The 22640-nt window shown below is 52.9% G+C and carries 15 protein-coding genes; 11 read left to right on the forward strand and 4 right to left on the reverse strand.

Going from position 1 to position 22640, the window contains the following annotated elements:
• Positions 1–73: 73 nt before the first annotated feature.
• The 3 genes from ACLD72_RS28865 to ACLD72_RS28875 form a co-directional block, all read right to left on the reverse strand.
• Complete coding sequence (locus tag ACLD72_RS28865; protein ID WP_411003465.1) at positions 74–2398, reverse strand: glycoside hydrolase family 65 protein; 2325 nt, start codon at positions 2396–2398, stop codon at positions 74–76.
• Between the two features lie 133 nt (positions 2399–2531).
• On the reverse strand, positions 2532–3191 hold the full coding sequence (gene pgmB, locus ACLD72_RS28870) for a beta-phosphoglucomutase (RefSeq protein WP_411003449.1): 660 nt from the start codon (positions 3189–3191) through the stop codon (positions 2532–2534).
• A gap of 94 nt (positions 3192–3285) precedes the next feature.
• Positions 3286–4320, reverse strand: a complete 1035-nt coding sequence (locus ACLD72_RS28875; RefSeq protein WP_411003464.1) for a LacI family DNA-binding transcriptional regulator — start codon at positions 4318–4320, stop codon at positions 3286–3288.
• A gap of 222 nt (positions 4321–4542) precedes the next feature.
• On the opposite strand from ACLD72_RS28875, the gene ACLD72_RS28880 reads away from it, so the two are divergent.
• Entirely contained in the window at positions 4543–4833 is a 291-nt protein-coding gene (locus tag ACLD72_RS28880) for a hypothetical protein (protein ID WP_458476386.1), read from the forward strand.
• A gap of 64 nt (positions 4834–4897) precedes the next feature.
• On the opposite strand, the gene ACLD72_RS28885 is transcribed toward ACLD72_RS28880, so the two are convergent.
• Entirely contained in the window at positions 4898–6643 is a 1746-nt protein-coding gene (locus ACLD72_RS28885; RefSeq protein WP_411003448.1) for an alpha-glycosidase, read from the reverse strand.
• 617 nt (positions 6644–7260) lie between these two features.
• Between ACLD72_RS28885 and ACLD72_RS28890 the strand changes: the two genes are divergently transcribed.
• The 10 genes from ACLD72_RS28890 to ACLD72_RS28935 all read left to right on the forward strand — a co-directional run bounded on the left by ACLD72_RS28890 (position 7261) and on the right by ACLD72_RS28935 (position 21723).
• Positions 7261–8568 carry a maltose ABC transporter substrate-binding protein gene (locus ACLD72_RS28890; protein ID WP_411003463.1) on the forward strand — a complete coding sequence of 436 codons (1308 nt, stop codon included), beginning with the start codon at positions 7261–7263 and terminating at the stop codon, positions 8566–8568.
• Between the two features lie 99 nt (positions 8569–8667).
• Positions 8668–9969 (forward strand): carbohydrate ABC transporter permease, encoded by a 1302-nt coding sequence (locus tag ACLD72_RS28895; RefSeq protein ID WP_411003447.1) that lies wholly within the window; start codon positions 8668–8670, stop codon positions 9967–9969.
• Positions 9966–10811 carry a sugar ABC transporter permease gene (locus ACLD72_RS28900; RefSeq protein WP_411003446.1) on the forward strand — a complete coding sequence of 282 codons (846 nt, stop codon included), beginning with the start codon at positions 9966–9968 and terminating at the stop codon, positions 10809–10811. Before ACLD72_RS28895 ends, ACLD72_RS28900 begins: the two co-directional genes overlap by 4 nt.
• Before the next feature lie 267 nt (positions 10812–11078).
• Positions 11079–12227, forward strand: a complete 1149-nt coding sequence (locus tag ACLD72_RS28905; RefSeq protein ID WP_411003445.1) for a DUF1611 domain-containing protein — start codon at positions 11079–11081, stop codon at positions 12225–12227.
• 24 nt (positions 12228–12251) lie between these two features.
• Positions 12252–13406, forward strand: coding sequence for a DUF1611 domain-containing protein (locus tag ACLD72_RS28910; protein ID WP_411003444.1), 1155 nt, complete (start codon positions 12252–12254; stop codon positions 13404–13406).
• Between the two features lie 113 nt (positions 13407–13519).
• Positions 13520–14752 carry a Coenzyme F420 hydrogenase/dehydrogenase, beta subunit C-terminal domain gene (locus ACLD72_RS28915; RefSeq protein WP_411003443.1) on the forward strand — a complete coding sequence of 411 codons (1233 nt, stop codon included), beginning with the start codon at positions 13520–13522 and terminating at the stop codon, positions 14750–14752.
• Positions 14733–16097 carry a 3-phosphoshikimate 1-carboxyvinyltransferase gene (gene aroA / locus ACLD72_RS28920; protein WP_458476390.1) on the forward strand — a complete coding sequence of 455 codons (1365 nt, stop codon included), beginning with the start codon at positions 14733–14735 and terminating at the stop codon, positions 16095–16097. Before ACLD72_RS28915 ends, aroA begins: the two co-directional genes overlap by 20 nt.
• 74 nt (positions 16098–16171) lie before the next feature.
• Positions 16172–17554, forward strand: coding sequence for an MATE family efflux transporter (locus ACLD72_RS28925; RefSeq protein ID WP_411003441.1), 1383 nt, complete (start codon positions 16172–16174; stop codon positions 17552–17554).
• Positions 17555–17827: 273 nt separating this feature from the next.
• Positions 17828–19219 carry an L-cystine transporter gene (locus ACLD72_RS28930; protein WP_411003440.1) on the forward strand — a complete coding sequence of 464 codons (1392 nt, stop codon included), beginning with the start codon at positions 17828–17830 and terminating at the stop codon, positions 19217–19219.
• 842 nt (positions 19220–20061) lie between these two features.
• A complete protein-coding gene (locus ACLD72_RS28935) occupies positions 20062–21723 on the forward strand; it encodes a GspE/PulE family protein (protein ID WP_411003439.1) in 1662 nt (553 codons plus the stop codon).
• Positions 21724–22640: the final 917 nt, after the last annotated feature.

The raw sequence follows: 22640 nt of genomic DNA on the forward strand, positions 1-22640 counted from the left end.
CCAAAAAGCTGCTCACCACGGCGTTTACGCCGGGAGCAGCTTTTTTTTGGCATGGCTTATTGGGGGACGATCATCAGCTCAGCGCGGCCGGAGCGGAACGCTGCGCTTGCACCTCGCCCATAGCGCCGACCGTATAGCTTTGGTCGTAAATCCGGATCGCCGCCGGCACATCCGTTTCGTTAACGACGATGATGCTGTCTTCGGTGACGTTCACCTGGAGGCGGGAGCCGCGGAACATCACTTTGAAGGAAAACGACTTCCAATGGGATGGAATAAACGGACGCAGCACCAGCTCGCCGCCCTGCACACGAAGCCCTCCGAACCCTTGCACGATCGACATCCACGTCCCGGCCATGCTTGTAATATGGCAGCCGTCCTCGGTATCGTTATTGTAGTTGTCGAGATCGAGGCGGGCGGTGCGCAGGTACATTTCGTACGCTTTCTCCTGGTATCCCAGCTCGCAGGCGATAATGGCATGCAGGCAAGGCGACAGGGAGGATTCGTGCACCGTGATCGGCTCGTAGAAATCGAAGTTGCGTTTTTTCGTTTCCAGGTCGTAGCGGTCGCCCAGGAAGTATAGGCCCTGGAGCACATCGGCCTGTTTGATGTAGCAGGAGCGCAAAATCCGGTCCCACGACCATTTCTGGTTCAACGGCAGGTGCTCCGGCGCCAGTTCATTCACCGGAACGATCTCCTTGTCGAGGAAGCCGTCCTGCTGCAAAAATACGCCGCGTTCTTCATCGTGCGGGTAGTACATGTTATCGATAATATGCCGCCATTTTTGGACTTCCCCGTCCTGCAAATTCAGCTTGCCCGCCAAGGCTTCATAGTGGTCGGGTTCATTGCTTTTCAAATCGTTCAGCACTTCCAGCGTATATTCCAGCGTCCAAACGGCAATCCGGTTCGTGTACCAGTTGTTGTTCACGTTGTTTTCGTATTCGTTCGGCCCGGTTACCCCGAGAATAACGTATTTGCCTTTGGCCGCCGAGAAATTGACGCGTTCCTCCCAGAAACGGGAGATCTCCGCCAGCACTTCAAAACCGTATTGGCTGAGGTATGCTTTATCCCCTGTATAATTCACGTAATTAAAAATAGCGTAAGCAATGGCGCCGTTGCGGTGGATCTCCTCGAACGTAATTTCCCATTCGTTATGGCATTCCTCGCCGTTCATCGTCACCATCGGATACAGCGCGCCTTTGGAGAAGCCCAGCTTCCGCGCGTTTTCCTTCGCTTTTTCCAGGTGCTTGTAACGGTAGATCAAAAGATTGCGGGCAATGCCGGAATCGGCCGTGCTGAGGTAGAACGGCACGCAGTAGGCTTCCGTGTCCCAATAGGTGCTTCCGCCGTATTTTTCCCCGGTGAAGCCCTTCGGACCGATGTTGAGCCGGTCGTCGTCCCCGCTGTAGGTTTGATTGAGCTGAAAAATATTAAAGCGGATCGCCTGCTGCGCCGATACGTCGCCTTCGATGATGATGTCGCTCGTCTTCCACTTTTCCGCCCAGGCTTCGGCCTGCTCGCGCAGCAAAACGTCAAAGCCGGCCTCTTTCGCCGCCAGCAGCAATTTTGTCCCGGCCGGGGCCAGCTCGGCCAGCCCGTGATCGCGGGAGGTCACGTTCGCGATGTATTTATAAAGCGTCACGGATTCGCCTTGACCAGCCCGTACCGCCACCTCAGCGGCCACATATTTCTCCCGCTCGTTGAAGACCTGCGAAAGCTCCAGCGCTTGCCCGTTTTTCAACACATCAAAAGCCATGGCGGACGTCACATGGAAGTCCAGCTTTTTCGTTTTGACCGTCAGGTAGGACAGGTCGGCTGCAGCCTTTTTCTCCACTTCGACCCAAAACTTCTCTTCATAGTTGGAATCCTTGTTTTTTACGTCGCCGTCAAGGTACGGCATAAAACGCAGTTCCCCGCTGAAATTGAGCGGAGTCACCGTATAGCGGACCGCGCCGATTTCATGGCGTACGATGCTGACGAACCGCTTGGCCTCCACGGCGATTTCCTTCCCGCCTTCCAAAATAGCGGTAAAGCGCCGGGAGAGCCAGCCTTCCTTCATGTTCAATTCGCGGATGAAATCCTTCACTTCGCAAGCGGCCAGGTCAAGGGCGGCGCCGTCCACCCAAACGTCGATCCCGATCCAGTTGGTGCTGTTCAGGACTTTGGCAAAATATTCGGGGTATCCGTTTTTCCACCAGCCTACGCGGGTTTTGTCCGGATAATAGACGCCCGCCATATAACTGCCCTGCAGGGATGGGCCGCCGTACCGTTCCTCGAAATTGGCCCGCTGCCCCATATATCCGTTTCCGATGCTGAAAATGCTCTCGGAAATTTCATGGTTTGCCGGGTCGAACCCTTCTTCGATGATCGACCAAGCATCTTCTTTTAAATATTGTTTCACTATAACCGGCTCCTTTGGACATACTAATATGAAAATGTTGATAAAAAGAAGCAGTGCTATTCGCTGTAGCCGTACGCTCCGGCTTGACTTCACCGGCCCGCCGCAAGCAAAGCTGAGGCGGGGGATGACGGCGTTAAGAGACGGCCAGACCGCGCAGCAGGCTCATCGACACGTCCCCCAGCGAAGGAACGACGAGATCGGCCGCGCCGAGCGTATCCGGCGATCCGATGCCGATGCAGCGCATGCCGGCACGGCGCGCCGCCTCGATCCCGGCCTCGGCGTCCTCGAAGACGACACACGCCTCCGGCGGGACGCCAAGCTCCTCTGCGCCGAGCAGGAACACCTCGGGATCGGGTTTGGCGCTGGAAGTCCGGGTGCCGTCGATAATCGCGTCAAAATACGGCGTCAGCCCCGTATTCCGCAAAATGATCGGGGCGTTTTTACTGGCGGAGCCGAGTGCGGTTTTCAGGCCCTGTTCCCGGCATTGCTTCAAGAAACCGAGCGCACCCGGCAAAATTTCCGAAGCGTCCATTTTGGAGATGTATTCGACATACCAGCCGTTTTTGCGTTCGGCCAGCTCCTGCTTAACACCGTCTCCCAATTCCAGCCCGCCGACCTTCAGCAAAATATCAAGCGATGCCATGCGGCTGACGCCCTTGAGCTTCTCGTTGTCCTGTGCGGTGAACGCGAAGCCGAGCTCGGCGGCCAGCCGTTTCCAAGCCAGGTAATGGTATTTGGCGGTGTCGACCAGCACCCCGTCCAGGTCGAATAAACATGCCTTGATTGAATCCACTAACATTCCTCCTTCATAGCGCAAACGTTTGAATAAAACTTAAAAAATAAAAGAAGCGGTAAGCTTCCGTTATTTTTCGAAGGCGTATCTGTGTTTACTTTTTGGGCACCGAATACATTGACGAGTCGCGGACGATCAGACGGTGCGGAATGATCTGCCGCTTCGGATACACTTTGTCGCTGCTGCCCTGAATCGCCTGGATCAGCACCTGGGAAGAAGTGTAGCCCATGTTGTAAATGCCGATATCCATGCTGCTGAGCGGCGGCGTCGAGAGCTCCGATAGCGGAATATTATTGAAGCTGACCAGACACAAATCTTCGGGAACCTTGTATTTCAGCTCATGCAAGCCGCGAAGCACACCGAATGCCACGACATCGTCGATCGTGACGAGGGCCGTGGGGCGATCCGGGAGATTCATGAAAAACGACATGGCCCGATACCCGCTGTCCTGCAAAAACTCACCTTCGACAATCCATTCGGGCCGGCTCTCCAGTCCTGAATCCTTCAGCGCGTCCTGATACCCCTTCATCCGATCCTTGGACACGACGAGCTCCGGCGGCCCGCTGACGAACCCGATACGCTCGTGCCCCAGCGCGATCAAATGCTTCGTGGCGTCGTACGATGCCTGGATGTTATCATTATCCACCGATAAAATATCAGGATATTTCTCGCTGCGTCCGATCACAACAAACGGATGTCCGCCATTATGGAGGAAATCGATCACAGGATCGTTTTGCCGCGAATACAGCAAAATGACTCCGTCCACCCGGCGTCCGTTGATCAGTCTGGAGACGTTGTCGACTTCCTCTTTCTCGTTGGCGCCGGAGCTGATGAGCACATCGTAACCGAGGCGGCCGGCCTGCGTCACGATCCCGCGGATCAGTTCCATGAAGAAGAAGTTGGAGAACAGTTCTTCAGCGGACTTCGGCAGCATGATGCATATGCTGTTTGTCGTTTTGGAAACCAGGCTTTTGGCCATGATGTTGGGATGATAGCCAAGCTGGTCCATAATGAGTTTTACTTTCCGCGATGTTTCCGCGCTGATTCTGGGGTGATTGGACAGCACCCGGGACACGGTAGAAGGCGATACTCCGGCCTTTTTTGCAACATCCTTGATGGTGACAGCCATATAAACCTCCTGTGTGGAACCGTTTGCTTTACACTGTAATATTAATCGAAACGCAGCGGAAAGTAAATAGAAAGCGGCGCGGACAAAGCTCATACCCTTTAAATAGACCGAAATGAATAATGTGAAAAAGAGTTTAAAAGGCGAAAAGCCGTCATGAGGTCTCGATTTTTCTCGGATCAAAAGAGATGCAAACGTTTTACACAGAGAGCCGTATATACTGTCATGAGTGTTGCCAACTTCCGGGATTTTTGCTCAGTTGACGGAAATAAGGGAATAAAAGGGCGTTATTTTCGCGATGGTAAAGGTCCTTCAGAGAATAAGGTCCTTTTATGGCGCTATTTTGGCACGTGTGCGGTAAAAAGCAGTTTTTTCCGCGGAGGCGTGCGAAATAGGGATAAAATTTACCGTTATTTCCCTCCAAGGCTAGAAAAGCACCCAAATAACGCCCCAAAAGTCCGCTATTTACTTGCCTTCTATGTCTGCACGCAAGGCGTGAGCATGTGCCCGGAATGAGGGCGGGAACGAGATGGGCCGGCCCGCCCATACCAGAGGACAAGCCGCCCAACTTTAAGCGCCGCTATTTACTTTCCGTAAGCACCGCGTACCCGTAGGCGGGCAGCTTGACGGCCAGCTTTCCGCTCTCCGTTTTGTAGGTTCGCCCGCTCATCCGGTCCTGCCAGGAGGCTCCGGCCGCGCTGACCTCAAACGTTTGACCGGCATCGTAATTGTTGAGCAGCACGAGCACCGCCTCCCCGTCGAGCTTGCGCTCGTAAGCCAGCTTGCTGCCGCCCGCCTCGGCGATCAGAAAGCGGATCGAGCCGGTGCGGAGCGGGGCCAGATCTTTGCGGACGGCAATCAGCTCGCGGTAGAACTTAAACAGCTCCCGGTCCTGTTTGTCCGCATCCCATTCCATGCATTTGCGGGAGTTCGGGTCCATTTCTCCGTCGAGACCGATCTCGTCTCCATAGTAAATGCAGGGCGTTCCACCGTATGTGAACTGGAACAGGGCGGCCAGCTTCATTTTGGCCTTGTTGCCTTCGCAAAGCGTCAGCAGACGCGGTGTATCGTGGCTGTCCAGGAGATTGAAAGCGACCTCGCTTGCCTGCTGTGGGTAACGGGACAACTGCTTGCCGATCGCATGGGCGAATCCGGCGGCATCCAGCGTGCCGCGGACGACGAAATCGATCACGGCTTCGGTGAACGGATAGTTCATGACGGCATCAAACTGGTCGCCCTGCAGCCAGCCGGAGGATTCATGCCAAATTTCTCCGAGGATGTAAGCGTCCGGGTTCGCGGCTTTGACCGTTTTGCGGAAATCGCGCCAAAAATGATGATCCACTTCGTTCGCCACGTCCAGCCGCCAGCCGTCGATCCCGACCTCCTTGATCCAGAACTCCGCCACTTTCAGCAAATACTCCTTCACTTCCGGGTTCTCCGTGTTGAGTTTCGGCATCAGCGGCTCAAAAGCGAACGTATCGTAGGTCGGCACCCCGTCCTTGACGTGCAGCGGGTATTCACGGACATGGAACCAGTCCTTGTAGCGGGATTTTTCGCCTTTTTCCAGCACGTCGACAAACGGCGCGAACGTTTTGCCCGAATGGTTGAACACGGCGTCGAACAGCACGCGGATTCCCCGTTCATGGCAAGCGTTTACGAGCTTCTTGACCGTGGCGATGTCGCCGAAGTGCGGATCGATTTTCATATAGTCCGCCGTATCGTATTTATGATTGGTCGTCGCTTCAAACAACGGCGTGAAGTATATGCCCGTGATCCCGAGCTCGCTCAAATGGTCGAGATGATCGATGACGCCCTGCAAATCGCCGCCGAAAAAGTTGGTGCGCTCCGGCTTGCCGCCCCAGGGAAGCACGTCTTTTGGACTTATGCTCGGGTCGCCGTTGGCGAAGCGTTCCGGGAAGATCTGATAGAAGACCGCCTCTTTAACCCATGCCGGTGGGGTAAACACATCGATCGGGTTAATGAACGGAAATTCAAACAAGCGCTCCGGCCCGGAAGGTCGCTCGCGGGTAAACTCGTTTTCGGTCATCCAGATTTGCTCGTCGCCGGATTTCAGCAAAAAGCCGTATCTTGTTCTGCGCAGCGGCGGCTGATAGGCGCATTCCCAGTAATCGAACAGCTCGTCGCTGACCTTGAGGGACATGGGAATCAGCTCCTTGCTTTGATCCCACATGTATTTATCCCCGACAAAAGCATAAACCTCAGTAAGATCGTTTTTTTTCGAGCGCAGGCGTAAGTGGAGTGTCTCGTAGTCGTAAGCGTAGGCCCAATTAAGTTTCGGACGATGATAAATCGCTTCAAGCAGCATAAGATTCCTCCTAAAAGTTTTGTGAGCATCACTACGTCAGCACAAGCTTCGTACAAAACTTGCATCGTAAGCAAAAAAAGCACATCCGGGCCGGAAAAAGGGCCGAGGATGTACCTTTCGATAGCAGAGCCTTCGATTTATGAATGATGGAAAGAGACAACAGACGTAGTATTCGTCTCATCGCTCCAGATTATAACACTGTTCAAACCATTGCACAAGACGGAAAATAAAACGCTTTAAAAAGCAGCCGTGCGGATACAAAATCCTATAGGGCGGAATGCCAAAACCCTTGAATTCAAGGGTGAAGTGGAACAAGCAAAGCATGAAATCGGGAAGTCAAACACTAAGTTTGGAAAGGTATTTTGTGATATTGCGAGCAAAGTGAAGAAAATTAAAGATATTAGCATATAATTATCTATAAATCACCTGTGCAAACGTTTTTGCAAAATCTATGCCTTGTTGTATGATGATCCCTGAATAAAGCGCTTCCGAAGTAGAGGATGCTGAAATTTATGAGTTGAAAGAGAAAAAACATAAAAATTTCAGCATTTTTCAGAAAACGTTTGCGCAAGATTTGTAGCGATATTTCATTTCAAAATTTAGGAGGGGTTAATGTGATGAAGTCCAACAAGATATTGACTTTGATTGCCGCGTTGACGCTGGCCGTCTCCATCACCGCTTGCGGACCAAGCAATAACGGGGGCACGGCTGCACCGGCAAACCAAACCGAAAATACAGGGGATGCAACCGGGGAAAATACGAGCGCTGAATCGATCGTTCCGGAAGATGGTGCCGAGCTTGTCATTTGGGAAAGTAAGGAAGAGCTGGCGTTTACGGAAGAAATCGCCAAGCAATTCACCGAAAAATATGGCGTTAACATAAAAATCGAGGAAGTGGCTCCGACCGACCAAATCGGTAAACTGACGCAGGACGGACCTGCCGGGCTGGCCGCCGATGTGCTCATTGTACCGCATGATCATTTGGGCAACGCCGCAACTTCCGGGCTTATTTTGGCCAATGACGTGTTCGGCGAAGAAACGGCGCAGAGCAATACGAAAGTTGCGGTTCAAGGCGCCACCTATGACGGCGTGCTTTACGGCTATCCGAGAGCGGCGGAAACGATGGCGCTGTATTATAACAAGTCGCTGGTTCCCGAAGCGCCGAAAGATTTCAAAGATATTCTCGACTTTGGTAAAACGTTTACGGACAAGGCGAAAAATAAATTCGCGATTATGTGGGAAACCGGCAACATGTATTTCAACTATCCGTTTATTGCCAGCGGGGGCGGTTACCTGTTCGGCGAGGGCGGCACGAATCCGGATGATATCGGATTGGCCAAAGACGGCGCGATCGAAGGCTTGAAAGTATTCCAAAGCCTGAAAGAAATTTTGCCGATCAACAGCGGGGACATCAACGCGGACGTCAAACGCAGTTTGTTTTCTGCGGGCGATGTAGCCATGGATATCAACGGTCCTTGGGAACTGGCCGGATACAAAGCGGCGCTTGGCGACAATCTTGGCGTGGCTCCCTACCCGACGGTGGACGGCAAAACCGCCATTACTTTCTCCGGAGCGAAGGTATGGGTCGTCAATTCGTTTACCCAATATCCGAACGCGGCTAAGTTGTTCGCGCATTTTGCTTCTACAAAGGATGCCCAGCTTCTGCTGCACGAAAAAGTAGGCGCGGTTCCGACGAATCTCGAAGCCCTGGAAAGCGATCAAATCAAAAACGATCCGTACGTATCCGCCTTTGCGGAACAAGCGAAAAACTCGCAGCCGATGCCGTCCATTCCGGAAATGTCTAATGTTTGGGCTCCGATGAACGCGGCGCTCCCGGAAATCTGGAACAATAATGCTGACCCGAAAACGACGATGGAAAAAACGATTGCTCAAATTACAGACTTAAACAAAGGTGTAGCCCAATAAGTCTGGGATGCTTTGGACAACGAAACCGGGACGATGCCCGCCGCTTAGAAGGCGACGGGCCGTTCCGGCGGTTTCTCGAGGAGAGGAGAAGGAAGGTTAATGGACCGACACAAGAGAAACGCAAGCGTACTGTCGATCATTTGCATGGGGCTGGGGCAACTCTATAATCGCCAATATATCAAGGGCTTGCTATTTTTGGCGGTGGAGGCGCTGGGACTCGTTTATTTGGTCAAAAATTTGGGAACGGCCATTTGGGGAATTATTACGCTCGGCGAAGTGCCCAGAATGCTCGTGAAAGGAAAATGGGTGGACGGGGACCATTCCATTTTCATTATGATTCAAAGCTTGATAACGCTGTTGTTTCTAGCGGTTTTTGTCATTGTTTATATTCTGAACGTGAAAGACGCCCGCAAAATCGGGCAGGAAAGGGAGAAAGGCAAGAAGCCGAACAATTTCATACAATCGGTTCGGTACGTGCTTGATTATAAATTCGCCGTTGCCTTTTTAAGCATTCCCGCCGCAGGTATTTTATTTTTTACCGTGATGCCGATCATTTTCATGGTCATGCTTGCGTTCACCAACTACTCAGCTCCCAAACACATCCCGCCGGCAATGCTTGTCGATTGGGTCGGATTCGGGACGTTTAAAGAATTGGTTGCCCTCAAAACTTGGAGCCATACTTTTTACGGCGTATTGACCTGGACGATCATCTGGGCGATATTGTCCACGATAACCACCTATTTTGGCGGTTTGCTCGTGGCCTTGCTGATCAATCAGAAGGGCATCCGCTTTAAGGGGGTGTGGAGAACGATTTTGATTCTTCCTTACGCGGTTCCGCAGCTCATTTCGCTGCTTGTTATGAGAAATATGTTTAACGGCCAGTTCGGGCCGATCAATCAGTATCTTGGTTATTTCGGACTTGGGGGATTGCCGTGGCTGACCGATCCGTTTTGGGCCAAGGTCACGGTTATCGTCGTCAACATGTGGGTAGGGATCCCGGTATCCATGCTGCTCATTTTGGGCGTGTTGACCACCATTCCGAAAGATTTGTATGAAGCTGCCGAGGTGGACGGAGCTACCGGATTCCAAAAATTCAAGATCGTTACGCTGCCGATGATTCTGTTCACGACGGCGCCGACCTTGATTGCGCAGTTTGCCGGCAACATCAACAACTTTAACGCCATCTTCCTGCTGACGGGGGGAGATCCGGTTAAGGGCGACTATCAGTACGCCGGCGCAACCGACCTGCTCGTCACCTGGCTATACAAGCTGACGCTGAACCAGAATAAGTACAACATGGCCTCTGCTATCGGGATCATTATTTTCATCATTATCGCCTCGTTCTCGATATACAACTACCGTAGAACCAAGTCGTTTAAAGAGGAGGATATGATCCAATGAGCGTACGGAAAATAAGAACCGGGATTCGGCTTGGAGCCAGTTATCTGGTGCTTGTCCTGCTGTGTATCGCCGCGGTATATCCCGTGCTCTGGGTCGTATTCGGCTCGTTGCGGCCGGGCAAATCGCTCTACAGTAAAACATTGATTCCAGAGAAATTTACATTAGTTCATTATGTTGAACTGTTCACTTCGAAAACATATCTGTTCGGCACCTGGTATTTGAACACGCTGAAAATTGCCACCTGCTCCATGGTGCTGGGTGTGCTTCTGGTACTGCTGACCAGCTACGCGCTGTCCCGCTTCCGCTTCCGCGGCCGCAAAACGGCGCTGTCCGGTCTGCTCGTGCTGGGCATGTTCCCGGGATTTATGAGCATGATTGCGATTTATCTGCTGCTGCGGGAGCTGCATCTGCTCGATACGCATCTTGCATTGATTATCGTATACGCGGCGGGAGCGCCGCTTGGCGGGACGTTTATCGCCAAAGGATTCCTCGATACGATTCCCCGCTCGCTGGACGAAGCAGCACGGATCGACGGGGCCAGCAATTTTACGATTTTCGCGCGTATCATTATTCCGCTGTCCAAGCCGATGCTGACCTATATGGCGTTGACTCAGTTCGTCGGTCCTTGGGTCGATTTTATCTTTGCCCGGCTCGTGCTGCGGACGAAGGAGAACTGGACGCTAGCCGTAGGGATGTGGGACATGGTGAGCAGCATCCAAAATAGCAATTTCACGTTGTTTGCCGCGGGTGCGGTTCTGATCGCGCTCCCGATCACAATATTGTTTATGTTCTTGCAGCGGCTGCTGGTCGACGGCTTAACTTCGGGCGCCAGCAAGGGGTAACGGAGTTCATCTTCTTACGAATATCGACACCTGGGTATAGCCTCAGTTTTTCTGAGAGTCTATACCTTTTTTAATACCGCGTTTTCCAAAAAAAAGGGGTATATCCATGAAATTTCGCGGTCGAATTCAGCCAAACGCAGTCGGCATGATGCCGATTTACGGATAGACAAACGATTGCACAAAATAATTGAAAATAAACATCCTATAAGCTAATATATCTATTAAATAACATAAATGGTAAATAAATTATGAGGAGGTAAAAATTCTGTGAAGAGAGTTGCGCTGTATCCGTACAACAAAATTACGCAGGGCATTGTCAGATTTAGGGATCTAACGGATTTTTCGATCCAGGCCGTCATTGACTTTGTTGTTCACCGCGGTGAGGATGCCGGCCAGGTCATGGAAGGCAAACCGTACGGTATTCCGATCACGGACAATTTGGAACAGGCCCTTGGTTCCGTCAGCACGCTGATTTTGAACGACCCCGGAACTGCATTCGGGAACAACGAGGGGGTGTACAGCCAGTATAATCTGAAGGATCTTTGGAAACTTCTGGTGCAAACGGCTTACGAGAACAACATCCGGGTGGTTAGCGTTCACGAGATTATCGATCAGGATACTCTGGCCTGGCTGAAAGAAAAACAAATTAACATCCATGTTGACCCGCAAATTCCCGCTTCTTTGGAACAACGCCTCGATGAAGAATATGCTATTCCTCCAAGCGATGAAATTTCCGTTTATTTAAATTACTTTGCCCTCGATCACAAAATATTGAATTTTAACCGGAACATATGTAAGATCGGTATTTTTGCCACCAGGGGCTGTTTGGGTAAATTTACGACCCAGATGACCCTGCTTCGCGAATTGCGGCGGCTGGGCCAAAAGACGAAAGCCATGATCACCGAGCCAACCGCGACGCTGTTCAATCAGCCAGGCGGTGATATTATGAAATTTATTGCCAAGCGCAGCCTGGCGCAATATCCCTACTACATCCACGCCGCCGTTCGCGAGGCGGAGCTGGCGGGAGACGATTTCTTTCTGCTGGCCGGGCAAGGTTCGCTGCTTCCAAACGAGAATTTCGTCATTGCCGCCACGAAAGTCTCTTATTTACGGGCATTCCAGCCGGATGTGGCCATTTTGATCGCAGGTTATGAAGATGACGAGCAAATCCGGGATTGTATGGATCTGCTCCGTATCTACGGAAATGGGTCCCGGCCTTTTGCCCTATTGATTCCCGATAAGGTTGAAGCCGGTTATGACAACTATCTGTTCAAGACGGAAGAGGAGATTTCCCTGCGCAAGGAACAACTCAAGCACAAATTCGGGATTGAGCATGTCGAATGCGTGCTGGACGCCGATAAATTGGCAGGGCCGTTGATACAATTCCGCACATTGTCTGAAGCAAAAAGCCGTTAGCGGCACGGAAAGGAGATAAGCGCCATGAAAAAGGTCGCCTTGTACCCTTTTAACAAAATTACGCAAGGGCTGATTCGTTTTCGCGATTTATTAGACTTTCAAATTGTGTCTGTAATCGATTTTGTGTTTCATTCCGGGGAAGACGCGGGCCGGGTCGTGGAAGGGCAAACTTGCGGCATTCCTATACATCGTTCTATGGAAGAGGGGCTGGAGCAGGCCGATACCTTGATCGTGAACGACCCGGGGACCTCCTTTGGGGGCAACAAAGACGTACTGGAGGAGCATAATCTGGCGTCCCGGTGGAGGGAACTTGTGCGCAGCGCTGCCGCCAAAGGAATTAAGGTCGTCAGCGTCCACGAAATTTACGATGCGGATACCATTGACTGGCTTCATGATCAACGTATCAGCATTGAAGTAGGGAATGGCTTTAGCCGGCAGCTCTTAAACGAGCTCGACCGCAAATTCGACACCAGCGGTACGCGAATCGATAATTATTTGAAGCAGTTCAAGAATGAAGCACTGATGTTTGCCGTGCCGAAGCGGATTAAGCGCGTTGGCGTTTTTGCCACAAGAGGCTGTATCGGCAAGTTTACGACCCAGATGAATTTATACCGGGAGTTCAGAAACTCCGGGATCGCAGCCGCGGCGCTGATCACCGAGCCGACAGGCTTTCTCTTCGGGCAGCCGGAAGGGGATATTTTCAAATTTTTGGCGCATCAATCTTTGGAGAAATACCCGTATTACATCGATGCGGTGACGCATCAGGCGGAGCGGGACGGGATGGAATGGATCGTCATGGCCGGGCAAAGCTCGATTTTGCCGACAATGAACCTCGTCTTTAACTCGGTTCGTTTCGCGATGCTGAAGGTTTTTGATCCGCAATACAATTTGCTGATTGTCGGTTACGAAGACGATGCGCAAATCGAAGCGGCTATCCAGCTTTTGTCGATTTACTCCACGCGCCCTGCAGCCCTGCTCCTGCCGGACAAGATGGAGACATCTTATGGCCGATACGAGGTGTTCGACCGGGAAATACGAGAGCGGCGCAGGGACAGCTTGATGAGCAAATTCGCCATTCGGACGGAATTCATCGAGGATGCGGCCCGGATTAAAGAATGGCTCTTGGAGTCGGATCAGAGCGCAGGTCAAAGGGAACATACCGGAATTCGGAACTTTTAAATCATTCGGCATAAAGCGCCTCGCGCCAACAGAGTGGATTGTCGTAAAAATATCCGGAAATGGTCCGGTACACCTTTTTGTGCAAACGTTTGCCGAAAATAGGAGGAGTGTACATGGCGTCATTCTTAAATTTAAAGGAGAACATTCTCGATCAGGATCTGTGCACCTCATGCAGCCTTTGCGCCGCGGCGTGTCCCGGGGAACTGCTGACCATGAGCGATAACGCCGCTCCCCTGCCTGTATTCCGGGCGAATCCGGCCGAAGCCGCGGACATTTGCCGGGATTGCAATTTATGCTCTGAGGTTTGCCCGGGATACGACACCGGTACGAAGGAATCGGAGCTGCGGATTTTCGGAAGAAACCGGACGGAGGAGGAGCGCTGGGTAGGCATTCATCAAGGAGTCCACCAATTGGCCGCGACTGACCGCGAGATCATCGGCAAAGCGGCGGCAGGGGGAGCGGGAACTGTACTGGCCATTACGGCTTTGGAAGAGCGGCTGGCGGATGCGGTAATTGTTGTGGGACGGGACGAAGAGCGTCCCTGGATCCCAAAGGCATATATTACGGATTCGATAGACAAAGTACTCGAATGCGCCCAGTCCAGTTACTGCTTGACTCCTAACCTCGAGCTATTGAAGGACCCGCGTTTCGAAAAAATCGGCGTAATCGGAATGCCTTGCCAGATCCAGGGGGTGCAAAAACTGCTGAATCTCGAAGGGAATCCGGAGGCCGGGCGTCTGGCCGGCAAAATCGCCTTCACGCTGGAATTGGGGTGCGCATCCAGCACGACCAGGGCCGGAACCGAACATCTGATCACCGATATACTGAACCTGGATTTGGAGGACGTGGTTTACATGCGTTACCGCGACGGTGAATATCCGGGGAAGTTCGTCGTGAAGACCAAAGACGGGACAACGCATGCTTTGCCGTTTTACCGGCTTGTGGAAGAGTTTAAGAAATTTAAAACCTTCCGGTGCCTGACTTGTCCGGATTGGTGGTCGGGGATCGCCGACATTTCGATTGCCGATGGAGACCCCAATATATTCGATTCCAGCAAAACGGGGAAACCTTCGAAACCGACCTCGACGGTCATGATTCGCACGGAAACGGGGAGCAGGCTGATTCGGCTGGCGCGGGAGAAAAGCTATATCGAACTGTATCCTTACGTGTTCGAGAATAATCTGGGCCTTGAACGCAAACGTCAGCGTTACCGCAGCTACGCGGCAACGAGTACCCGAATTATCCCCTTGCCCTCAGGAGCGGATGCCGGATACTTCAAAATCATGTCGGACGATGAGGTGATCGCGCGTGGAATCGGAATGGAAAATGCCAATCGGCTTAAATAAGTATCCGCGAAACTTCGATATTCGGGTCAAATCCAACTGCAGACGGCAAGATTTTGTATTTGCGAAGGTGCCGGGAGACAAATCGATTTCCCAGCGCGCCATCGTTTTAAACGCCATAGCCGAGGGCAGAGGGGTGGTCCGCAATATATTAAGGTCGGCCGATACTTGGAGCTGTATACGCGTCTTGCGGCTTCTCGGCGTGAAGCTGGTTTGGGACCGGGAGGATTTGTGGATTGATGGCGTAGGGTTGACCGGGTTGCGGCCGCCTGGCGGGAAACTTGAAATCGGCAATACGGCTACGTCGGCGCGATTATTGATGTCGCTGCTTGCAGGCAGCGCATTTTCGGCGGAATTGTCGGGGAACCGGCTGCTGTCAAAGCGGCCGATGGATTGGGCGGTGAACCCCCTGATGGAAATGGGGGCTGAAATCCATTATCTCGAGCGGGAGGGGACCCTTCCGATTAAAATTACCGGGACCTACCCTCTAAGGGCCATCGAAGTAGACGCGACCGTGCCAAGCGCTCAGGAAAAATCATCCATTATGTTCGCCGGCCTGTTCGCCGATGGAACGACCCGTTATCGGCAGCAATGCCAAAGCCGCGACCATACGGAGAGACTGATGCGGTATTTCGGCATCGATATCCTCACCAATGGTCAGGTTACCTCCATTACGGGCGGTAAGCCGTTTGCCGCCAAGGAGGTGCAGGTCCCCGGGGACATTTCGTCGGCAGCTTACTTATTAACCGCCTATGCAATACGCCGGAATGAGGAGAAGGGCGGCTTGAGGATCTACGATGTCGGAGTAAACCCGACCAGGCTGGGCTACGTGAACGTTCTAAGGGAGCGAGGAATTCACGTTACCTTGGAGAACGGCCGAATGCTCGCTTCAAATGAGCCTTTGGCCGATATTAGCTGCCGCCCGGGTCCCCTCCCCGCTTCAGGAGTTACTGAAGGAGTGGAGCTCCTCCAAAGCCTGATCGATGAAGTGCCCTTGCTGGCGGCGATTTCCGCCTTTGCCTCCGGGGTCTCCGTCATTAAGGATTGCGGCGATTTAAAGGATAAAGATACCAACCGGCTGGAGACTACAGCCAAGGCCTTGACGCAATTTGGCGTAGAGGCCGCGTATGACCGCGATCAAATCAAGGTGGCCGGGACCGGAGGCGAGCCGCTGCGGCCGGCGATCGTGGATAGCCATGGAGACCATCGCATCGCAATGATGGCAGCGGTGTTGGCCAGCAGTCTGGAAGCACCCTCAGTCATCCGAAATTGCGGCTGCATTTCCGTTTCTTATCCAAGCTTCTTAAAGGACTTATCCCAATTTGCCGACATCGAGATATTGGTTTAGCCGAGAGAACTTCGGGCAACGGCAGCCCGATCATACGATCGGATTATGATTACATTTCAGGGCGAAAGATGCGGGTGAGAGGGTTGGAGAAGGAGAAAGCAAACAAGCTTACGTTATTTGCTTTGACCTGGCCTATTTTTATCGAAATGCTGCTGGGCATGTTGATGGGGAATATCGATACGTTAATGCTGAGCCGGTTTTCCGAAGATGCGATGACGGCTGTCGGCGTAGCGAATCAAATTCTGTTTTTTGTGAATTTGATGTTTAATGTTGTGTCCGCGGGCACGAGCGTGCTGATCTCCCAGAGCCTGGGGGCGGGCCGGAATAAGTCTGCGCTGGAGGTAGCTTCGGTAGCCATCGTACTCAATTTGCTGTTTGGGCTGCTGGTCAGTTTGCTGCTGCTGGGAGGCGGCCGCCTGATCTTCGGCTGGATGAATCTCCCGGAGGAGCTTGCGCCTTCGGCATGGACGTACCTGATGATTACGGGAGGATTTGTGTTTGCCGAGGCGGTTCGGCTCACTTTATCCACCATTATGCGGAGCTACGGATTTACACGCGTCACCATGTACGTCGCCTTGGGAGTAAACGCCGTTAATTTGGGCGGGAATTTCGCTGTCCTGTACGGCTCCCTCGGCACACCTTTTTCGGGAGTTTCTGGGGTAGCTCTGTCTACCGTACTGTCGCGGATAGCTGGCTTGGCGTTCCTCTTCATCATGTTAAAGGCCAAAACAGATTTCAAGTGGCGGATAAAGGGCATGCGGATGGAGGACGTTCGGTCACATGCCGGAGGATTGTTTAAAATCGGCATTCCGACAGCGGGCGAAAGCTTCTTTTCCACCATGGCGCAGATCTGTATCACCTCGTTTATCGCCCTTTTGGGAACCCAGGCCTTATCGGCCAAAATATACGCGCAAAATATCGGGATGTTCAACAATTTGTTTACGTTGTCTTTGGCTTTAGGCACGGAAATTATGATCGGCAGATACATCGGCGGCAAGCTTTACGATGAGGCTTATAAGCGCGGTAAAAATTATGCCTGGATCGCTTCGCTCGTCTCTGCGGGTTCAGCCCTGCTGATCGCTTCATGCTCAGGTTTCCTGGTCGGCTTGTTCACCAGCCATGGGGATACGATCCGGCTTACGGTTCATTTGTTGTGGCTTGCGGTTTTGCTGGAGGCCGGGCGTGCCGGAAACCTCATCCTTATCAATGCGCTGCGCGCTGCGGGAGACGTTAAAGTTCCGGTCTATATCAGCGTCACGTCGGTCTGGCTTGTTAGTGTTTCCCTCTCATACGTGCTGGGCGTGTATTTGGGCTGGGGCATGGTTGGCGTTTATGCCGCGTTTATCGCGGATGAGTGGATGAAAACAATTTTGCTCCGGCTGAGGTGGAAATCGCGCCGCTGGGAGAGCATGAGTCTAATTAAGCGGGATAAGTCGTCGGGATACGTCCCCTTTTAGAGGTGCTAGGTTCGGATCGGCGGTCAAGAATCAGCCCATAGGGCAATAGTCCGGCGAGAAAAACTTTCTGTAAAAAAGCAGCATTGAATGCATATACTATGCCTGGCCGGCTTTGTAAGCGGACTGAATTTGATGATAACATTACCTGTAAAAATTATTCCTATCAAAATAGTCGTGTTTATGATATTATAACGTCTGTAAATTGTTGCCGGCTCCATATCTTCCGGACGGTATTACGATACTTTGTACTATTTTGAGGAGGAGAGACGTTGTATGGATACTTTGCGTATCATCATTAACGTAGCTGTTATGCTGATTCTGATCGGCGTTCTGATCTGGATGCAGAAGAAGCATGTTTCTTTTACAAAACGGGTGTTTACCGGACTGGGACTCGGACTTGTGTTCGGCGTCATCCTGCAATGGACGTACGGGGCGGGCTCGGACGTCATTTCCGGCTCTGCCGACTGGTTTAACCTGGTGGGCCGCGGTTATGTCGGGTTGCTGCAAATGGTGGTCATCCCGCTGATCATGGTGTCGATCATTTCCGCCATCATGAAATTGAAGGGTGGACGAAACCTGGGTAAAATGAGCGCCCTGATCATTGGCGTGCTGCTCATTACGACGGCGATCGCCGCCACGGTCAGCATTGTGACGAGCCTCAGCTTCGATCTGAAGGCGATCGAAATCCAGGCTGGCGAGCGGGAACAACAGCGCGGCGCGGCGCTTGAGGAGCGCCTCGGCGATGTGGCGGACAAAACGATTCCGCAGCAGGTGCTCGACTTTATCCCGACGAACCCGTTTGCGGACATGACCGGGGCGCGCAGCACCTCGACGCTGGCGGTCGTTATTTTCTCCGCTTTCATCGGGGTGGCCGTGCTTGGTCTGGATAAGAAAAAACCGGAGCAGGCCGATACGTTCCGCAAAATGGTGGATGCCGTTTACGCGGTCGTTATGCGGATCGTTACGCTGGTCCTGCGATTGACACCGTACGGGATTTTGGCGCTGATCACGAACGTGACCGCAACGACCAGCGTGGAGGAAATCCTCAAGCTGATCAAGTTCGTAGGCGCTTCTTACGTAGCCCTTATCGTCATGTTCATCATCCATCTGATCCTGCTGGCCCTGTTCGGGTACAACCCGGTACAGTATGTACGCAAGGTGCTTCCGACACTGGTGTTCGCCTTTACGTCGCGTTCCAGCGCCGCCACGATCCCGCTTAACGTCGAGACGCAAACGAAGCGGCTGGGCGTATCGGAAGGGGTAGCCAACCTGTCGGCCTCATTCGGAGCGACGATCGGGCAAAACGGCTGCGCCGGAATTTATCCGGCCATGCTGGCCGTTATGATCGCGCCGACCGTCGGCATTAATCCGACGAGCTGGGACTTCATCCTGACGCTCATTCTGGTCGTCGTCATCAGTTCGTTTGGCGTTGCCGGTGTCGGCGGGGGCGCGACCTTCGCTTCGCTCATCGTGTTGTCTACGATGAACTTGCCGGTCGCCCTCGCGGGGCTGCTGATCTCCGTCGAACCGCTGATCGATATGGGGCGGACGGCGCTGAACGTCAACGACTCGATCGCCGCCGGCGTCATCACCGGCAAAATCCTTGGCGAAAACGACACCGAAGCGTTCAAGCGCTCGGTTGATCTGGATGCCGTGCAAGCGTAATTAAGCTGTAAATAAAAGCCGTTCCCGTTCTGTGAACAGGCCCCTTTTGAGGGGCAGTTCCATTCCGGGAGCGGCTTTTTGGATTGCAGGGCTCAAAGCCGCGATTCGGGACATTGAACGTGTTAAACCTTTGCGTGGAAGGAATTATATGCCACTCCCGCTATGTTTACTTTATGCAGAGGGGAAGTCGCACGAAATGCAGAAGGGAAGCAGCACGTTATGCCGAGGGGAAGTCGCACATTATGCAGAGGAGAGGTCGCACGAAATGCAAAAGTGCAGGCGGTTTTCGTCGAAATTCCTCGAAACAGGTGGTTCAGATGTAAAAGTGCATTTCATTTCGGGCCCAAAGCTACTTTTTTATCGGATAGCCCTATAAGAGATGCACTTTTGCATTTCATTCACTCTAAAACGGTAATATGCGGAAAATAGAATGCACTTTTGCAGTTGATCCCATCCCATCAGGCCGTCCTTCTCCCATGAAAAACGATAAACTTGGCTGCAGACCTCAAGCAAATCTGGCCGGATGTAAACCCTAACGGACTTAAAGGGGACGTCAGTAAATGTTTTTTTACTAGGACCGCCGTTATCGAAAATAGGTATAATATACTATTGAATGATAGCGTCGAATAATTGAAAGGTTTATAATCTTAACTATGCCAAAGCTGCATAAATATTCAGCGGTTAGGTAATCTCGTGACAATTTGTGTTGTTATTTTCTAGGACTTAAGGACTGGTTTTGTTCGCGAAATTTCGTGTATGCAACACATAAAGTGTGTGTTCAAAAGGCCGGTTTTCAGCACCGAAGCTTATATGATAAATTTTCCATGGAGATGGGGTAAGCCATGTACACAATCAAAAAAAGATTGGGTGAACTTCTTCTGGAATCCGGCATGATTACGGAAGCACAGCTGCAAACCGCGTTGGAAGAGCAGCAGCGTTCCCGTAAAAAGCTCGGCGATGTGCTGCTGGAGCAGGGGGTCCTGACCGAGCATCAGCTCATCGAGGCGCTGGAATTTCAGCTTGGCATCCCGCACGTCACCTTGGCAAGGCTTAACACCGCCCCCCAATTAACCCAGGTCATTTCGGAGCAGATGGCCAAGCGGCACCAAGTGCTGCCGATTCGCGTGGACGGCCGGAAGCTGATGGTCGCCATGGCCGATCCCCTGGATTTATTCGTTATTGAAGACTTGCGGATAAGCACCGGTTTTACGATTGAACCGGCTATTATTTCAAGGGGGGAATTGCAGCGGGGGATCGCCCGGCTATACGGGCAGCAAGATTCCGTGCACGAAGAGGCGGGGAGCGGTCAGATCGAGGTGGAAGAGTCGATGATTCTGGACGAAGACTCCCCGGTCGTCCGCCTCGTTCAGCAAATGATCGAACAGGCGGTGCGCCTCGGCGCCAGCGACGTTCATGTCGATCCGATGGACGCGCAGCTGACGGTCCGTTACCGTATTGACGGACAACTGCGCAAAGGGCGGTCCATTCCGAAATCGATGCAGGGCATCATCACCGCCCGGCTGAAAATTTTGGCCCATTTGAACATCGAAGAACGCCGGCTGCCTCAGAATGGGCGCACCAAGCTGACGGTCGACGGCAAACCGATCGACATCCGGTTGTCTTCGCTGCCGACGGTGCATGGGGAACAAATCGTCATGCGCCTGTTTGACCCATCCGAAGGGATACATAGTCTGGACAAACTGGGCATGGCCGAGGAAAATCTCGAATTGTTCCGGCGCATGGCCGGAAAGCAGCATGGGATGGTTCTGCTGGCGGGACCGGCGGGGAGCGGGAAGACGACGACTCTCTACTCCGTATTGCAGCATCTGAACCGCGAAGAGACGAGCGTGATCACGATCGAAGATCCCGTGGAATACATGCTTGACGGCGTTAATCAGACGCAGGTTTCCCCTGCGGCCGGATTGACGTTCGCCCAAGGTCTCCGCTCTATTTTAAGGCAGGATCCGAATATTATTATGGTCGGGGAAATCCGTGATCCGGAAACCGCGCAAATCGCCATCCGCGCTTCGTTAACGGGCCAGCTTGTGTTTTCGGCGCTGCATACGAGCGATACGGTCGGCGCGGTCGTCCGGCTAAGGGAGATGGGGATCGAGCCGCATCTGATCGCCTCCGCGCTGATCGGAGTAGTCGCCCAGCGGCTGGTCCGCTGCGTTTGTCCCGATTGCAAAACCGGATACGCGCCGGATATGCAGGAGCTTCTATACCTTGAGCGTCTGGGCTTCAAAGCGGACAAGCTGTATCGCGGCACGGGCTGCCCCGCTTGCGGAAAAAGCGGTTACCGCGGCCGGATGGCGGTGCACGAAGTATTGCTTGTAAGCGACGAGCTGCGCTCCGGGATCGCAAGCGGACAATCCGCAAAGGAGCTGCGGCGGCTGGCCCGGGAAACCGGCACGACCACCTTGTTGGCCGACGGCGTTGGAAAAGTGCTGAAGGGACACACCACCCTTCAGGAAATTATCCGCGAAGTGGAAGAAGAAAGATGACAGCGGGCTGTTTGGCGGGGAGTGAATTGGTCGTGACTCTACTTGACTTGTTGCCTTCGTTCGCCGCGCTGCTGTATGATCAAATTGTTTATACCGATGTTTAACTTATACGGAATTTTCGGCTCAAAACCCACAACGGTTTTTGACGATCAGGAAGGCGCAGCCCCAGGGGCGAGCCGGCGCGTCGTTCTAACGGTTGCAGGCTGCTACTGAAGCGAACCAAGCGATGGCCTTCAAAATAGCGACACTTTAAGTACTTATTGTCCGGAGTCTGGCACTCACATTCCCATTAGCGGCATTTTTTGTCGTTATTTTCCTATGAATGGTCGGGAACGTGGGCATTTTCTTGTGATTGGAGAAAATAGCGTCATATATCACCCCTATTTCTCTCAAGAGGATGGATATCGCCGGAATAACGACATTTTTTGTCCTTATTTCGCTGGAGGTTCTCATAATTGTTTGGTCAAGCGCCGTTATTGGTTTGAGCTTATTTTAGGGGGTTAATAAAATATGCCGGCAGCTATGGAACGTACGACGCCGTTATTGGAGGGGCTATGGAAACGATAATGTTGGCGGCGCTTAACTTTATCGCCGGGTTGGCCGTAGGCGCCGGCCTGGCGCGGCTCGGGCGCCGCCTGGTGGCGCGGCGGGGGCTGGTGCCCGCGAGCGGAAGTGGCGTCGGCGGAAGCGGCACGGGCGGAACCAGCGTCGGCGGAAGCAGCGCGGGCGGAAGCAGCGTGGGCGGAAGCAGCGTGGGCGGAGGCAGCGCGTGCGGAAGCGGAGCGAGCGGAAGCAGCGTGGGCGGAGGCAGCGCGTGCGGAAGTGGCGCGAGCGGAAGCAGCGTGGGCGGAGGCAGCGCGTGCGGAAGCGGCGTGGGCGGAGGCAGCGCGTGCGGAAGTGGCGCGAGCGGAAGCAGC

Source organism: Paenibacillus lacisediminis (genome assembly GCF_046567315.2).

What these genes read in the sequence shown, in the direction of transcription:
- ACLD72_RS28930 (WP_411003440.1), top strand. Translation starts at nt 17,828, where the DNA reads ATGGATACTTTGCGTATCATCATTAACGTAGCTGTTATGCTGATTCTG.
- ACLD72_RS28900 (WP_411003446.1), top strand. Translation starts at nt 9,966, where the DNA reads ATGAGCGTACGGAAAATAAGAACCGGGATTCGGCTTGGAGCCAGTTAT.
- ACLD72_RS28885 (WP_411003448.1), bottom strand. Translation starts at nt 6,643, where the DNA reads ATGCTGCTTGAAGCGATTTATCATCGTCCGAAACTTAATTGGGCCTAC.
- ACLD72_RS28895 (WP_411003447.1), top strand. Translation starts at nt 8,668, where the DNA reads ATGGACCGACACAAGAGAAACGCAAGCGTACTGTCGATCATTTGCATG.
- ACLD72_RS28910 (WP_411003444.1), top strand. Translation starts at nt 12,252, where the DNA reads ATGAAAAAGGTCGCCTTGTACCCTTTTAACAAAATTACGCAAGGGCTG.
- ACLD72_RS28890 (WP_411003463.1), top strand. Translation starts at nt 7,261, where the DNA reads ATGAAGTCCAACAAGATATTGACTTTGATTGCCGCGTTGACGCTGGCC.
- ACLD72_RS28915 (WP_411003443.1), top strand. Translation starts at nt 13,520, where the DNA reads ATGGCGTCATTCTTAAATTTAAAGGAGAACATTCTCGATCAGGATCTG.
- aroA (WP_458476390.1), top strand. Translation starts at nt 14,733, where the DNA reads ATGCCAATCGGCTTAAATAAGTATCCGCGAAACTTCGATATTCGGGTC.
- ACLD72_RS28880 (WP_458476386.1), top strand. Translation starts at nt 4,543, where the DNA reads ATGAGTGTTGCCAACTTCCGGGATTTTTGCTCAGTTGACGGAAATAAG.
- ACLD72_RS28935 (WP_411003439.1), top strand. Translation starts at nt 20,062, where the DNA reads ATGTACACAATCAAAAAAAGATTGGGTGAACTTCTTCTGGAATCCGGC.
- ACLD72_RS28875 (WP_411003464.1), bottom strand. Translation starts at nt 4,320, where the DNA reads ATGGCTGTCACCATCAAGGATGTTGCAAAAAAGGCCGGAGTATCGCCT.